Origin of the sequence: Bacillus sp. PS217 (genome assembly GCF_037963535.1) — a bacterium.
Lineage (GTDB): Bacteria > Bacillota > Bacilli > Bacillales > Bacillaceae > Bacillus > Bacillus subtilis.
This window is the reverse complement of the sequence record NZ_CP150157.1, coordinates 248,783-264,697: the sequence shown is the minus strand read 5'-3', so window position 1 is coordinate 264,697 and position 15,915 is coordinate 248,783. Positions and strand designations below refer to the sequence as shown.

Sequence of the window (15,915 nt, the reverse complement as noted above, 5' to 3'; positions counted from 1 at the left end):
CATCTCCTGAGCAAAAAAATTGGCATATTCTATTTGTGGTTTCGTCTCATTAATATTCTCTTACAACATATCCTTCATATACACCTTCAATATCCAAATCAGTTTTACCGTTTCTTGTGACCACTATCATTTTGGATAACATATTTTCTTCCATCATAGAGTGGACATGCAAAAATCGAACATTTCCTGAATGGGTTTCCTCAACTTCTTCATAAGATTTAAGATGATAAAAATCAATTGCTTTTCTAATTAGTTTTTTCATACATTCCATATTTTCACGATCAAACGAGTTCATGTCCTCTATTGTTTTCGTGACAAAATCAGTTAAATTAGCGCTCATACAATCTCCTTAGAACTGCTTTCTCCATATATGGGTGCGTTTAGAAGTTAAACCTGCATTTCATCATAACAAGCAATGATCAGGTAAGGCTTGACCTGTTTTAACATCAGGAACCTCCACGATTGAGGGTTTTCCATCCTTATGATGAACGAATAAACCTCTAACTTTAACATATGACGGCACTAGGGGATGATGTCGAATCATATCAACACTTTTTTCAATGGTGTCACTGCTATTTTCATTTAGCCATTCATCGACCGTACCACCTAAAAATTCAGGCTTGCAATTTTGAAAAAGATAATCCAATGTTTGTATTTTATCTTTCATTGTTTCAAGTTGAGTTAGTCCATTACCTGCGGAAGTCTTCTTATCTTTTGTTCCTACTACAAAAATCTCCTCAACATCTTCCTGGTAAATCGCAAAAATAACAGACCTCATGATTTCTCCATAAGGATGTGAAATACCGGCACCATAGCTTTGTATAGTCAACATATTCTCTGCAGAAGTGTTAGTCGCTTCTTGTAAAATAGGCTCCAAACCGTTTTCAATATCCGTCAAAAATAATACTTTTTTATTTTGGTTTACATTCATACAGCACACCTCTTCCTTATGTTTATCATTTTTGTATTGAGTAACAAATCCATTTGATAAATGCTTAGATTCATCATTACCAGCTTTCCCAACATCCTTCTGGATCAAGACTAGCCAGTCGGACCCATCCATTTTGAACTTTTTGCAGAAATGCTGAATCATTATTTAATAACCGTTCTACATATTCTCTAGGTGCTTGGATGAGTATCAATAAACGAAGAGGAGAATGATAGGCCTCGTGATCTGATTCCATGACGGATTGCCAAGGCAGTCCGGCTAACAAATCGCTTGCATTCCCCTGCATAACGCCGAGACCTGCAGTAACGGTTTGAGTTGCTTTATTTCCGCTGCCATAATAATGAGGTGCTACCGTTGATGCGTAATATTGTAAATTAATCCATTGGGCTACAGTTCCAGGTCCTGCAATAATATTTGCTAGGAGTTCACCGCTTTCATCCTGCTTCCAATCATAATTATGGAGAAAGGCTCTGCCTTCCAAATCACAATCCTGAGTTAGTTCACGTTTACCGATAATAAAAGCGGCATTACGAGCCAGTCCCCATTCCGGACGTATCTCACTCCAATCTTCCGCAAATCGGTTTGCCTCAGCCTTCGGATTTTTTAGCTTCGATTGGAAATTCGGTAATTGGGCCAGACGTTCTGCGTTTACATGATGTCTCACTTTCGGCATCACGGCTTCAATTTGTTCAAATGCTTCTTGTGCAGCTTCGGAAAGCTCTGGTACATAAAGCCAATGTAATTCATCTACTGTTGTATTATGTTCAGCTGCTGCAAAAACCGTATCCTCAGGAATTTGAATTCCTTCAGCTAAAAGAGCTTCTCGTACCTCTGATAGATTACATAAAGCAGCTAAAACTCTAGCATTGAATCCACCTGCCGCTCCACCGCAGGCACCACAATCAAGGGCTGCGGAATAAGGATTATTAGTGCTTTGACTGCCATGCCCGCAGATCACGACCAAGGGTGCGATGTTTTCTGTTAACCCCATCATTTTTAATGCTTGACGAGCATAGTTCACTTTTTCTTCATCAGTAAAACCCACAGGTATTTCTGCCTCTGTAGTATCATGATGAAGCGAGAGTTTTGTATCAGGTTTGCGCAACCAAGCCTCACGGAGATTACGAATGAAACGACCCGCCTTTCTTGGCACAAAGCTACGGGCTGCCATTTGCAGAGTAAGCCAAGGTCCACTTAGCTCAGGCAGTAGTAAGCTCGAAAGCGCATTCTGCTTCATCGTTTTAAAGGTATGGCTTAAAGAATGAATTGCTTGCTTCCGTTGATTGTATTTTTTGAATACATCCTCATCTGCGAACTCTTTTATTTTATTTTGCGGTTTTTGTATGATCGGCAAGGAAGCATGACTGTGTTTACTGCCAAGTTCACAAGTTGCAATCGGCACCCCGAAGAAACCAGCAATACCAATCGTTTCAAACGGGCCTTCTTTTTCTAGATGACGACGAAAAGGTTCTGATCGTACATCGATGCAGAATGCTAATTGAGCTAATGCAGATTTTTTACGGCCGGTTTCACGTTGTTTCGAGATGATCTTCTGGCTTAATCGATCAGTGTACGTTTGTTCCCAAGCTTCTAACCAAAGTTTCTTGCGAAGTTTCTCATCAAAGCTGTAGGCAAATGATAAATATTCGTTTTGTTCAATGGCCGTCATCTGTGACCATTCTTCTAATGTAAGCCCACCCCAATGAATCCAAGCTGCTATAAGGGGAGCAATTGAAATTTTTTTCTTAGATCGTTCATTAGTCAAAGGTAAGTATGGCTTTATAAGAGCCCACTCCATGGATATTCGAACCGCTAAATATTCTGTTAGGAGTGCATGTTCGTGGCTCGATTGCTGGGAGCGCCAAAGCATCATCCCTGCCCATCCAGGTAATGAAAGTAAATGACCTTCAAGATAAGTCTGGATTTCTGACTCTGGGATTTCTAGTGCGAATAAAGCTTCCTGTAAAGCCAAATGTGCCTCTTTCGGCCAACCTTTTACCCTTTCTCGCTGCTTTTTGCTAAGTGCTGGATCATATTGAATGAGATGCTGCCAAGCACGATAAAAACCTTCCTCACGATTAGGCATTGTCCAGCCTGCTTGAGAGTCATCAAGATATAATTTACTCCACTTAATGACATGATGATCTAGTATATTGACTAGCCTTTCACCATCTTGATTCTCTATATACGAACTTAGTGGTTGCATAAACACATTCTCGATATGATCCAATCCACTACATTCACTTACTAATTTCTCCAGCTCATGTGATGATAAAAGGTCGGAAGGCAGGGGATCTAACTTTAATGCAGCATGACAAAATCGCTCTGCCACGTCCCGTGGGATGTGATAGGAATGTGAATCAAGCCAACGCTGCAGCCCCATTTCCACAAAATCTTCATCAATCTCACCTTTATTCTTTGCTAAACGGATCATAGACGCACTAGGGTATATATCAACATCGCGAGTGTTTTTCAACCAACTTGCAACCTGATCAAAAGGTTGGTTTTCAAGTCCCATCCACGGATTACGTGCAGCAAATGTAGAAATAGGCCAAAGTGGCGCAATCACTCGGCTGGCAGATGTAATGAAAACGTTAAGATCCCTTTCTTGAACATCAATATCTGTATCTATCTTTTTTACATTATCTTTCGTTAATACTGATGTAATGCCCATCTCAGATTAGCTCCTTATGAAATATATTGTTTAAGGTAGTCTGGGTGACTCTCTACTGACTTTGGTTTTGCTTCACCTAATCGGACTAACCAAAGATAGAGTACCGCAAAAAAAACGGAAGAACGATGACGAGCAACCCACGTACCTAAAGCACTGCCAAAGAGTAAGAGACATACGACAATCATGACAGCTGACATTGGAGGTTGAACACTTTGAAAAATGGTTGTATGCAGCCACTTATAGAAAAGGTGATGAATGATAAAATATACGAGGGCTGCTCCTCCTAAAACAGTTAAGCCGGCAATCCGGCCAATTCGGCCCTCTCCAAAAGCGACAAGCTGAGTCCAAGAAACGGACAATGACCACCCTAAGATCAGCGCACTTATTAAGTGATACCCGTCTCCAGGAGCAGTGAGCCAAAAAGCAACACCTATTACTAAGGATAAAATCCGACCAGCCATGACCCATAAATAAGATGTTCTTTCATTAGTGCGAGCCGATACTTCATGACGCCCTACTGCTGAACCAGCTTGTAGAAACAACGTAGCTTTGAATAAACCATGTAAAATAAGATGAATAATGGCTGCTATATAGGCGCCTAATGCACACTGAATGAGCATAAACCCCATTTGTCCAATCGTGGAGCCTACTAACTGGCGTTTATAATCAACCTGGACTAAACTAATTCCAGTTCCAATCAATACAGAAATGCCAGCAAGCAGAAGTAAGATAATCGAAGCGATACCACCATGAAATAGAGGTGAAAATCGAGTTAGTATTATTCCTCCAGCATTTACTAAACCTGCATGCATAATTGCAGAAACTGGGGTTGGAGCAACAATAGACTCAACCAACCATCTTTGGAACGGCCATTGAGCTGCAGGAATGATCACCGCCAGTACAATCAATAGCTGAATCCCTGTTCTCTCCCATTCTCCCAGCCCAGCTAAACTTTCATTTGTTACAACCAATGATAACTGCCATTGACCTGTGGCATGAAAAAGCCACATCATCGCAAAAAACAAAGAAAACCAACTTAACAAAAATAACCGGCCAGAAATTTTGGCTGCTTCACTAGCCACTTGCCAAGCACTGTTTAACCTTATAAGTAAGGTTAAACCAACAAGAGTTGCTCCCCAAAATAGAACCATCAAGCGGAGATCACCACTTAACCATGTCATTGAAGCAGCCCCTGTTGTGAAAGTAAAAAGCGTAAAATATTTTCGATAAGATCGATCCCCCATTAAGTAACGTACAGAAAAACGCTGAATGATGAATCCAATTGCAAGAACAAAGAAAGTCATTAAACAAGCTAAGGAATCTAAGTGCCAAGGGCCAACATTTCCACTCACACCACTATTGGCAAGAATCAGTAAGGAAACCAAAAGTGGTAAAGCCAAGGTCCCAATATGAATGCGGACAAAACTCAAGGGTACACGCGGATGTAAAAACAATAGTCCACTAATCCCAGAAGCCATAAGCATAATAAAAAATAATGTTAATAATGATGACAAACTCAGCGAAACTAACATTCTAAATTCTCCCTTTTTTAAAACTCATTATTGGTCAAAAGACCTTTCAATCAGATCATATATGTCTATTATTTATTTCAATTTTTATTTATCTCTATTTTTTTCCAACAAAAAAGCCGACAACTTCAAAATTTCAATGATTATGTTAGATCATTGAATCCTGAAAATTGTCGGCTTCACTTCAACTAACTTCAGCGAAGTTTTTTGAAGTGCTACCTTATTATTGGTCTTTACTTTATGCTATGTTTTCATTTCCTTTAATATAGTCCTGATTATCAAATAAATCGACTCATGTTCTCTTCCTTTTTTATTAGGATACTTTTTCATCCTATCAATATTTAAAATTAAATATGAAAAGAATGCTAAAGGCCTACATATTTTAAAAGGAAAAATAAACATCTGCATCGATTATTAAGTTACGTATAAGATATGCTAAATTTTAAAAGTTGTCAAGTTTATCAGTAAACTGGTCTTTATTTTCCTCTAAAAGAATCCAACCCATTATAGATGATTCACTTTCAATGAGGAACATCCATTTCAGATGAAGCTCGCTTTTCCAGATCGAGGAGCAGTGTCTTCATTTCAAATCCGCCCCGATAGCCAGTTAATGAGCCATTCTTTCCTATTACACGATGGCACGGTACAGTAATTAATACCGGATTAGCCCCAATAGCCGCACCTACAGCACGAACAGCAGCTGGTTTATTTATATCATTTGCAATGTCGGAATAGGATTTCGTCTGTCCATAAGGAATTTCACAAAGTGCATTCCAGACTGCTAGCTGAAATTGCGTACCGGCGTACTCAACTGGAACAGTAAAGTTTTTCCGCTTTCCTTCTAGATATTGAGTGATTTCAACGGCATAGGGTTCAAGCTTATCATCATCTTCAACAAGAAGACTTCCCGGAAAGCGTTTCCTAGCCCATTCGAACAATTCCTCGATTGGTTTGTTCTGTGAACCTACAAACACAAGCCCCTTTAAAGTTGAAGCAATATAAAAATTCCAATCCTTGAACATTAGTAAAGACCAATAAAGGGTTGGTTTATTTGTTTCCATTGTACGTTTCCTCCATTTTACTCATTTGACGAAATTGTGCTGGTGTCTGTCCAGTTTTCTTTTTAAATAAAGTAATAAAATAAGGCGCGTTAGCTATACCCACACATATAGCGATATCTCCAATCGCTTTATTTGTCTGAATCAAATACTTTTTAGCCGCGTGTACTCTAACTTGTTGTATATACTCAACCAGCGTAATGCCTTTAATTTTTTTAAATGTTCGATGCATATGATACGGACTCCCATGACAAATATCTGCTAACGATTCTAGCGTTAATTTTTCTGTGAAATTTTTATCAATGTATTCAGTAATTAAATCAACCCACTCGCTATCAGGCATTTTTTCATTAGTAGGTTTACAGCGTTTACAAGGGCGAAAATTTGCGCGGAGAGCTTGTTCTGCGTTTGGAAAAATGCATACATTTTCTTTTTTCGGAACACGAGATTTACAGGATGGTTTACAGAATACCCCTGTCGACTTTACAGCGTAGAAAAATTGATTATTGTACGCTGCATCATTATTTATAATGGCTTGCCACTTTTCATCTGTTATCATTTCTACATCATTCGAAATTCTATGATCATGGCTCTCTTTATGTCCGTTATTGATACTATCCGGCATTTATCTCACCTCTCCTTACATGGCTCATCTAATTCATTTTGAATTGAATCCCAATTTAAATTTTCGACACGCGTTTTTTATATCTTGGGCCATTTTTATCTACTCCCGTTTAGCATTCTTGATAACTACACTATAACCTCATAAATAGAAAAAAATAAGGTGGTTAGAATGTAATAGCAAGATAACAAAATGAGTAAAGCTTATTATGTGATAAACTAATTTCAACCAGCGTGAGTTTTCTTATAATTATTTAAGATAAGGAGAATGAAAAAGTGACATGGCATGAAGTCAATGATGTTATTGTCATTACATTACCTGAAATTTTCGACATGAATGCGAACCTTGGCTACCTAACCAGGGAAAAAAATGAATGCATGTATGAAATAGAGAACAATATCATTACAAAAGTTATAGCCATTGGGGAAATTCGGTCCTTAGTGCAGGTAAGCGTAATCAATAATAAACAAATGATTGTTCAATTCCTAAACGATTCTAGACCTGTTGAGCAGTGGAAACGGGAAGAGATTGTAAAATATATTCATGAATGGTTTGATCTTGATAACGATTTAACTCCATTTTATGAAATGGCAAAAGCAGATCCATTACTTAAAATGCCTGCCCTAAAATTTTATGGGTTGCGAGTGATCGGCATTCCCGATTTATTTGAAGCTTTATGTTGGGGAGTTTTAGGGCAACAAATTAACTTAGCCTTCGCGTACTCCTTAAAGAAGCAATTTGTAGAAGCATTTGGCGATTCTATTGAATGGAATGGTAAAAAGTATTGGGTGTTCCCACCGTACGAGCGAATTGCACGGTTAACCCCTACCGACCTGGCAGATATTAAAATGACGGTAAAAAAAAGTGAATATATCATTGGAATAGCCAGATTAATGGCAAGTGGGGAATTATCGAGAGAAAAATTAATGAAAATGAACTTTAAAGATGCTGAAAAAAACTTAATTAAAATACGAGGAATCGGTCCTTGGACAGCCAATTATGTTCTAATGCGCTGCCTTAGGTTCCCGACAGCTTTTCCAATCGATGATGTGGGTCTAATTCGTTCGATAAAAATATTACGTAATATGAATCGAAAGCCTACGAAAGATGAAATCTTAGAAATATCGGTTCCATGGAAAGAATGGCAATCATACGCTACCTTATATTTATGGCGTGTCCTTTACTGAATCATTTCAACTTAAACCGGAATGTACTCAATAAAAAAAGAATGAGCTTTAAAACCTAAGGCCCACAAGTACATTGTAAGTGCGACTTCTAGAATTCTTTTGCCTTTATTAATTGACAATAAAAAAACACGTTATCATTCCAATAGGCTCTCCGGTTTTCGGATTTCTAGCATGCTTTATTCCAACTGCTATCAAAAGCGTTTCATAATGAGGAACTGCTCTCTTATATCTGTATTAACATTAGAAAACTCAGTTAGGCAAAAGTCTTAATGCCTTTTAACCTGATTGACCGACCTAATGTGGAAACATCTTAAATCTATAGCCATGGCCGATAGATAGTCGAGTCCTGTACCATCACCTTCTTTAATCCATTTTTCCACTGTAGACGTTCTTTCTCTTTTGGACATAAAAACACCCCTTTAGACAATCTTATCCAAAGGGGTTAAACATTTATTACTCCACAGTAACACTCTTCGCAAGGTTACGCGGTTTATCAACATCACAGCCGCGATGCAGTGCAGCATAGTAAGCGATCAGCTGCAATGGAACAACAGATACCAACGGAGCAAGCGCTGGGTTTACTTCCGGCAGTACGAATCTGTCATCCGCATCGTCTAGGCCTTTCAGTGAGATGATGCATGTGTTTGCTCCGCGAGCGGCAACTTCTTTGACGTTTCCGCGGATGCTTAGGTTTACGTGCTCTTGAGTTGCCAGTGCGAATACTGGTGTTCCTTGTTCGATCAAGGCAATCGTTCCGTGCTTTAGCTCACCGCCGGCAAAACCTTCTGCCTGGATGTAAGAAATCTCTTTCAGCTTCAGTGCGCCTTCGACACATACGAAGTAGTCAAGGCCGCGTCCGATGAAGAAAGCGTTTCTGGATACAGTCAGGTATTCACGGGCGATCATTTCCATTTCGTCTTTCTGGTCGCATAGAGCTTCCATTGCGTTTGCAGCGATACCGAGTTCTTTGACGAGGTCAAATCCGATATCGATGCCGTTTTTGTCAGCAGCCACAGAAGCAAGAACCGCAAGAACTGCAATTTGTGCAGTGTATGCTTTCGTTGACGCAACAGCGATCTCAGGGCCTGCATGAAGCAGCAATGTATAGTCAGCTTCACGAGAAAGCGTTGATCCAGGTACGTTTGTGATTGTCAGGGCTTTGTGTCCGAGTGCTTTGACTTGAACGAGAACCGCGCGGCTGTCTGCTGTTTCTCCGCTTTGAGAAAGGAAAATGAAGAGCGGTTTCTTAGACAGAAGCGGCATGTTGTAGGAGAATTCACTCGCTACATGCACTTCAACCGGCACGTTTGCCCACATTTCAATATATTGTTTACCGACAAGTCCTGCATGGTAGCTTGTTCCGCAGCCAATGATATAGATGCGGTCCGCTTCCGCTACAGCGGCAGCGATATCGCCAGGCACAGACAGCTTGCCGTTTTCATCTTGATACGTTTGGATGATTTTGCGCATAACAACAGGCTGCTCATCCGTTTCTTTCAACATGTAGTGAGGGTACGTGCCTTTTTCGATATCACTGGCATCAAGCTCAGCAATATAAGACGCACGTGTAATCACGTCACCATCAAGGTTTTTGATGACAACTTGGTCATCAGTGACGATAACCATTTCTTTATCCATCAGCTCTACGTATTCGTTGGTTACTTGAAGCATCGCCATTGCATCAGATGCTACGACGTTGAATGTATCTCCAAGACCTACTAATAGAGGGCTTTTGTTTTTCGCTACAAAAATCGTTTCTCTGTTGTCGTTATCGAATAAAGCAATTGCATAAGAGCCTTTTAACAGTGTAAGTGTTTTGCGGAACGCTTCTTCTGTCTCAAGTCCTCCATTGACGAATTGCTCGATTACTTGAACGACTACTTCTGTATCGGTGTCACTTTTGAGCTCTACATCTTGCAAATACTCTTGCTTCAGCTGAACATAGTTCTCGATCACGCCGTTATGAACAAGTGTAAAGCGTCCCAGTGCGCTTTGATGCGGGTGAGCGTTCAGATAGCTTGGTTCGCCGTGTGTAGCCCAGCGAGTATGCCCAATTCCGGCTTTCGCTTCTACATTGGCATCCACAACTTCACGAAGATCTGCAATGCGTCCTTTTTCTTTGAACACATGGATTCCCTGTTCGTTGGCAACAGCAATACCAGCAGAGTCATAACCGCGATACTCAAGCTTCTCTAACCCTTTTAATAAAATTTCCTTCGCATCAAGCTGACCGATATAACCTACGATTCCACACATATTTTTCTTCCTCCTAAGATTGTAAAAGGAGACGAAGAAAGTCAAATTTCAAGGGGACTTTCAATCGTCCCCTCCTACATGTTTTTTGGAAGATCATGTGATTTCTCTTTGTTCAAGGAGTCACCCCCTTGGTTTGAAGAAATCCTTACGGCTGTGATCTGCACACTCAGCCGGGAGGCATCCGCCGAAAATTCGATAACCTCCATCCTCGTCAACTAAGCCTTTTTCCGGGCGCTTAGTTCGGGCGCTATAATTATAGGTAAAGCAATAATCCCGTCTTCTTTTCCTATTGAGAAAATAAGAACAAGACAAGCTTGATTTTACAACATGTGGCATAAACGGTCAATTGTTTTTTAAACAACTTTGCCGTATGTCTCACAATTATCTTATGTAAACCTCGCTTGTCTTGTTCACTCTCTGATAATAGACTTCGTTACTCTAATCCCATTTCTGACCGGACGACTTCAACAATGCGATTGACATACTCATCGCACAGCTCTTTCGTCTTCGCTTCAGCCATGACACGGACGAGCGGTTCAGTTCCTGAAGGGCGCACCAAAATCCGGCCGTCGCCGTTCATTTCTTTTTCAACTTCAGAAATAACTGCTTTTACTGTTTCATTTTCTTCAACTTTATATTTATCAGTCACTCTCACATTGACTAACAGCTGCGGGAACTTCTGCATTTCAGCTGCAAGCTCTGACAGCGGCTTGCCTGTGGCTTTCAAAGTGTTCATCAGCATAATAGCAGACAATAATCCGTCCCCTGTCGTGTTGTAATCAAGGAAAATAAGATGTCCTGACTGCTCTCCGCCGACGTTGTAGCCGTCTTTTTTCATTGCTTCTACTACGTAGCGGTCGCCGACAGCTGTCTGTACGCTTTTGATGCCTTCTTTTTCGAGCGCCTTATAGAAGCCGAGGTTGCTCATCACGGTTGAAACCAAAGTATCATCCTTTAAACGGCCCTCTGATTTCAGGTGTTTTGAGCATATGTACATGATTTGGTCGCCGTCTACAATATTTCCTTTTTCATCTACAGCAATCAGGCGGTCGCCGTCACCGTCGAACGCAAGACCGAGATCCGCGTTTTTCTCTTTGACAAACGCGCTGAGCGCTTCGGGATGAGTCGAACCGACGCCGTCATTAATGTTTAATCCGTTCGGGGAAGTCCCCATTGTAGAAACATCTGCATCTAAATCAGCAAACAGGTGTGTCGCCAAGGATGACGTTGCGCCATGGGCACAGTCCAATGCCACATGAATGCCTGTGAAATCTTCATCAGCTGTCTGTTTTAAGAATTGCAGATATTTTTGTCCGCCTTCAAAATAATCGTTTACAAGTCCAAGGTCTGCTCCGACAGGTCTTGGCAGCTTATCCTCAGGTTCGTCCATCAGGCGCTCAATTTCAGCCTCTTGTTCATCAGAAAGCTTAAATCCATCTCCCCCAAAGAATTTGATGCCGTTATCCTGCACCGGGTTATGAGAAGCGGAAATCATGACGCCCGCCTCTGCATCCATCGCTTTTGTCAAATAAGATACACCTGGTGTAGAAATGACACCCAGGCGCATGACTTCTGCGCCAATGGATAAAAGTCCGGCGACAAGGGCTCCCTCCAGCATATGGCCGGAGATGCGTGTATCGCGGCCTATCAGCACCTTTGGACGTTGTTTGTCTTTTGTCAGCACATAACCGCCGAAACGTCCGACTTTAAAGGCCAGCTCAGGTGTAAGCTCACTATTGGCGACACCTCTTACACCGTCTGTTCCAAAATACTTGCCCATTTTATAATCGCTCCTTTTTTATTCCGATGAGGATTGTGAATTCGCAGTGGATTCATCCTCATCCTGATCTTGGTTTTGATCTTTATTTTCGTCTTGGTTTTGATCGTTGTTGTTTTTATCAGTGTTCTTTGTATCTTCTTGCTGATTGTTCTTTTGATCATTTGTTTGTTTATCTGTGTCATCCTGGTTCCCTGATGTATTGCTGCTGTTATCATTCGTTGATGTATTGCTTTTCTTAGACGTCAGCTTGATTTTGGCGTTTTTCCGCCCCAAGGACCAAGTTACATTCTGTGGCCCGTTCACTTCAAGCTTCACGCTATGCTCCCCGTCCTCTAAATCTGAAACATTCACATACAATTCAATATCTGATTTTTTCAGTTTATTTATATTCGTGGGAGAGCCTTTAGCCGTTACATCTATCGCTTGTGATTCAGGATCAAGAAATTCAATGTTTTGTGAGCTGCTCAGCCCTACAGTCTTGATAGGGACATTCTCGAACTTCTGATCCGCTTCACTGTCGACTTCTATATGCAAAGTCACCTTTGACGGTGAGATTTTTTTGACACCGTCAGGAAGCGGAATATCTGCCTCGATATCGGAATCCTTGTTAATTTTACTTAAATCTAAGCTGACGCCGTCAATAAATTCAAGAGAATCCAACACATCCTGTGAGCCGTAAACCGTTACCTCACTGGGGCTGGATTCAATATTCGCTATGCTGACACCGTCAGGAAGGCTTCCTGTCCGTTCAATTTTAAAGGGCACTTTTTTACTCGGGCTTGTCACCGGAACCGTAATCTTGATGACCGAGGGCTCCACGTCGACAGGAAGCGCGTTTCCGTCTTTATCATAGACAGTCACTTTCGCTTCCTTTTCAATCGTTTCATCTGCGTTTTCCAAATTCACTGAAGCTTTTACAAGAGAAATATTATCGATGACATTTTTCGATCCGGTAATCTGCACATTTTTCGGACTGACAATCGGCTGCTCCGGAGAATAGCCTTTTTTCATCTTGCTTTTGTTGTAGTACTCCACTTCTACGGGAAAACTTTTGGTCGTCCGTTCCTGAATGGTCACTGTCGTAACAGACGGATTAATTGAGATTGTCAGCCCATCCGACACGTTTTTGGCCTTAAGCTCAACCTTATGTGTGCCGGTTTTCAAATGTTCCATATCAGCATATATTTCAAAGTTTTTGGTCTGCCGAGCCTTTTTCACGGCGCTTGTCGAGCCTTTTATCGTGACATTAACCGTTTGCGGAACACCCGTCACGACGTAATTTTCATCATCATAATACGCTTTAACCGGAATATCAGTCAGAGTTGCTTCATCAGTTGTTGATGTCGGAAAGAAAGATTCACCCGGTTTTTTGGGAGTCGGTGCTTGGTTGCTGTTAACCGCCACATAAAGCAAGAGCGCGAAAAGCAGAGCAATGATTTTCACAGCCCAGCGGTTGTTTAAGAATTTATCCATTTTTCTTGCCCCTCCAATACCAGCGGTTAGAAGAAGTGTCTCTGGTGTTTTTCTTAAACTCGGCTTCAAGCATTTCTTTCAGCGCTTCTTCTGTAAGCTCTCTGTGAAGGTCGCCGTTCTTTGCCACACTGACGCCGCCGGTCTCTTCAGACACAATAATCGTCAAACTGTCTGTTACTTCACTGATACCGACAGCCGCTCTGTGCCGCGTGCCCAGTTCTTTTGAAATAAACGGGCTCTCAGAAAGCGGCAGATAACAGGCGGCCGCGGCAATTTCATTATTTTTCATAATCACCGCACCGTCATGAAGCGGGGTGTTTGGGATAAAAATATTGATCAGCAGCTCAGAGCTGACTTTGGCATTTAGTGGTATGCCAGTCTCAATATAATCCCCCATTCCAGTATCCCGCTCAATGGTCAGCAGGGCGCCTATACGGCGTTTCGCCATATAATTGATTGCTTTTGTAATGGCCTCAATCGTTTTCTGCTGCGCTTCTTCAACAGGCGTGCCGCTCCTCGAAAAAAAGCGGCCGCGGCCTAACTGTTCAAGCGCTCTTCTCAGCTCAGGCTGAAAAATAATAATAATTGCTAAAAATCCCCATGTTATCGCTTGGTCCATCAGCCATTGAAGTGTGCTGAGGCCCAAATATTGGCTGGCCATACGAACAAGCACGATGACTACAATTCCTTTTAACAGCTGAACCGCTTTCGTGCCGCGTATCACCATAATCAATTTATATATCACATACCAAACAAGGAGAATATCAACGGCATTGCCGAGGTACTGCAAAAAAGGGATATCCTCAAAAGCCATTTCCTCGTCCTCCAAGATTTCAGTCATTTCGTATTTTGTGTTTTACGTGTTACGCATATGTACTTTACATAGCGAGCCCATTATACCACATTTCGATTTAGCAAGTGAAATGTGCCAGCCCTCTCAGCCCGCAAAAAAAGAGCAAAGCGGCTAACGCGCTTTACTCTTCTCCCTTCGGACTGAATGCATCGAGTACACTTTTCCCCGCAGACTTCATCTTGTACCATGTCCAATCGAATAATTGATTGATTTCTTCAATCTGACCGGTGACTTGTCCAGCAGAGGCCATATACTTTTCGCCGTTTACGACGGTTACATCCCCGTCTATTTTGCCTTTAATAATCAGCTTGCCGTTTTTAACAGTGACATCACCTTTGACCGTCTCACCTTCTGGCACGGTCACAGTATGGTTATGAACCACAAGATTCGGCTGCTTGGACACGCTGAAATTGTGGTCATTATGCCAGCTGTTAAAAAAACCCCCGCCCATCAAAATGATGAATACCGCAGCAGCTGCGATAACGGGATGGGATCTGAACCATCTTTTTACAGAAGCTCTTTTCTTCTCCTTAGGCAATTTTGCCATGACATTAGCGGTAAAATCCGCGGGGGCTTCGACATGCGATGTGCTCCGTACGAGCGCTATGGATTTCTCCATCTCGTAAAAATGCTTTCTGCATTTCTCGCATGTCTCCAGATGTTTATTTAATACGTGTTCATCTTTTGGAAGGATATCTCCATCAAGATGCATATGCATAAGCTGCACAATTTGTTCAGGACAGCTCATTTCATCACCCCACTTAAAGATCCCTTAATTGTTTTCTAAGAGCCTCTCTGCCTCTGTGAATCCGCGTTTTCACAGTCCCCACAGGAATATTTAGAATCTCCCCGATTTCAATTAATGAGAGTTCGTCAATATACTTTAATACGATGACTGTTCTGTATTTGTCAGGAAGCTTTAAAATTTTCTGCTGTATCGTGTTTGAGAGCTCCAGCGACACAACTGCATCTTCAGGCAAAACACCATCTGCGGCGATTTGAGAATACATGGTCAAGCCTTCCGTACCAGCCACCTCTGCATCGAGGTAATAATCCGGCTTCTTTTTGCGAATGCGGTCAATGGTCAAATTGGTCGCGATTCGATAAAGCCAAGTTGAAAATTTCCGGTTAATATCAAAACTGTCGATATTAACGTACGCTCTGATGAAAGCTTCCTGTGCAATATCCTCCGCCTCATGCACATTGCCAAGCATACGGTAGCAAAGCTGATAAATTTTATCTTTATAAATATCTACGATGTCCGCAAATGCATTCTGGTCGCCTTTTTTGACTTGTTTAATTCTTTTTTTAATCATCATTTCCATATTTATCTAACCTCTGCCTTCACCGGTCTGTATGTATACGAGCTTCGTTTCAAAAGGTTTCAATTTTTTTATAAAATAAGTTTATCAAATTTTTGGCAGGGTGTAGATGGTAATTCGTGAATAAACTACCTTAACATATTTTTAAAATTATTATACAGACTGAACAGTTAGAAGTTGGAATGATTTTTCCGAAAAGAAAAAAGACACCT

The 15,915-nt window shown here is 41.3% G+C and carries 14 protein-coding genes; 1 reads left to right on the top strand and 13 read right to left on the bottom strand.

Features of this window, described 5'->3' with window-relative positions; translation table 11 throughout:
- Window positions 1–49 precede the first annotated feature (49 nt).
- The 6 genes from NSQ83_RS01555 to adaA all read right to left on the bottom strand — a co-directional run bounded on the left by NSQ83_RS01555 (window position 50) and on the right by adaA (window position 6,835).
- Complete coding sequence (locus NSQ83_RS01555; RefSeq protein WP_015252954.1) at window positions 50–340, bottom strand: DUF6407 family protein; 291 nt, start codon at window positions 338–340, stop codon at window positions 50–52.
- A gap of 63 nt (window positions 341–403) precedes the next feature.
- Window positions 404–931, bottom strand: coding sequence for a carbonic anhydrase (locus NSQ83_RS01550; protein ID WP_046664311.1), 528 nt, complete (start codon window positions 929–931; stop codon window positions 404–406).
- A 76-nt stretch (window positions 932–1,007) separates the two neighbouring features.
- Window positions 1,008–3,623, bottom strand: a complete 2,616-nt coding sequence (locus NSQ83_RS01545; RefSeq protein ID WP_204551410.1) for a YbcC family protein — start codon at window positions 3,621–3,623, stop codon at window positions 1,008–1,010.
- 14 nt (window positions 3,624–3,637) lie between these two features.
- The gene (locus NSQ83_RS01540) at window positions 3,638–5,155 is read right to left on the bottom strand and encodes an NADH dehydrogenase subunit 5 (protein WP_015715141.1); all 1,518 of its coding nucleotides are present in this window, start codon (window positions 5,153–5,155) and stop codon (window positions 3,638–3,640) included.
- A 518-nt stretch (window positions 5,156–5,673) separates the two neighbouring features.
- Window positions 5,674–6,213 carry a methylated-DNA--[protein]-cysteine S-methyltransferase gene (adaB, locus tag NSQ83_RS01535; protein ID WP_003246311.1) on the bottom strand — a complete coding sequence of 180 codons (540 nt, stop codon included), beginning with the start codon at window positions 6,211–6,213 and terminating at the stop codon, window positions 5,674–5,676.
- A complete protein-coding gene (gene adaA / locus NSQ83_RS01530) occupies window positions 6,200–6,835 on the bottom strand; it encodes a bifunctional transcriptional activator/DNA repair enzyme AdaA (protein WP_204551409.1) in 636 nt (211 codons plus the stop codon). The genes adaB and adaA overlap by 14 nt, the downstream gene beginning before the upstream one ends.
- A gap of 272 nt (window positions 6,836–7,107) precedes the next feature.
- Here adaA and alkA point away from each other — a divergent pair, with 272 nt between their 5' ends.
- The gene (alkA, locus tag NSQ83_RS01525; RefSeq protein WP_204551408.1) at window positions 7,108–8,019 is read left to right on the top strand and encodes a DNA-3-methyladenine glycosylase; all 912 of its coding nucleotides are present in this window, start codon (window positions 7,108–7,110) and stop codon (window positions 8,017–8,019) included.
- Window positions 8,020–8,285: 266 nt separating this feature from the next.
- Here alkA and NSQ83_RS01520 read toward each other — a convergent pair whose 3' ends face one another.
- The 7 genes from NSQ83_RS01520 to sigW all read right to left on the bottom strand — a co-directional run bounded on the left by NSQ83_RS01520 (window position 8,286) and on the right by sigW (window position 15,706).
- Window positions 8,286–8,426 carry a hypothetical protein gene (locus NSQ83_RS01520; protein ID WP_160221295.1) on the bottom strand — a complete coding sequence of 47 codons (141 nt, stop codon included), beginning with the start codon at window positions 8,424–8,426 and terminating at the stop codon, window positions 8,286–8,288.
- A gap of 46 nt (window positions 8,427–8,472) precedes the next feature.
- On the bottom strand, window positions 8,473–10,275 hold the full coding sequence (glmS, locus tag NSQ83_RS01515) for a glutamine--fructose-6-phosphate transaminase (isomerizing) (RefSeq protein ID WP_015252962.1): 1,803 nt from the start codon (window positions 10,273–10,275) through the stop codon (window positions 8,473–8,475).
- A gap of 433 nt (window positions 10,276–10,708) precedes the next feature.
- Window positions 10,709–12,055 (bottom strand): phosphoglucosamine mutase, encoded by a 1,347-nt coding sequence (gene glmM, locus NSQ83_RS01510; protein ID WP_198879015.1) that lies wholly within the window; start codon window positions 12,053–12,055, stop codon window positions 10,709–10,711.
- A gap of 18 nt (window positions 12,056–12,073) precedes the next feature.
- Entirely contained in the window at window positions 12,074–13,528 is a 1,455-nt protein-coding gene (gene cdaR / locus NSQ83_RS01505; protein ID WP_024571951.1) for a CdaA regulatory protein CdaR, read from the bottom strand.
- Window positions 13,521–14,342, bottom strand: coding sequence for a diadenylate cyclase CdaA (gene cdaA / locus NSQ83_RS01500; RefSeq protein WP_003223651.1), 822 nt, complete (start codon window positions 14,340–14,342; stop codon window positions 13,521–13,523). Before cdaA ends, cdaR begins: the two co-directional genes overlap by 8 nt.
- Window positions 14,343–14,502: 160 nt before the next feature.
- The gene (gene rsiW, locus NSQ83_RS01495) at window positions 14,503–15,129 is read right to left on the bottom strand and encodes an anti-sigma-W factor RsiW (RefSeq protein WP_038428286.1); all 627 of its coding nucleotides are present in this window, start codon (window positions 15,127–15,129) and stop codon (window positions 14,503–14,505) included.
- Window positions 15,130–15,142: 13 nt separating this feature from the next.
- Window positions 15,143–15,706, bottom strand: a complete 564-nt coding sequence (sigW, locus tag NSQ83_RS01490) for an RNA polymerase sigma factor SigW (RefSeq protein ID WP_014478649.1) — start codon at window positions 15,704–15,706, stop codon at window positions 15,143–15,145.
- Window positions 15,707–15,915: the final 209 nt, after the last annotated feature.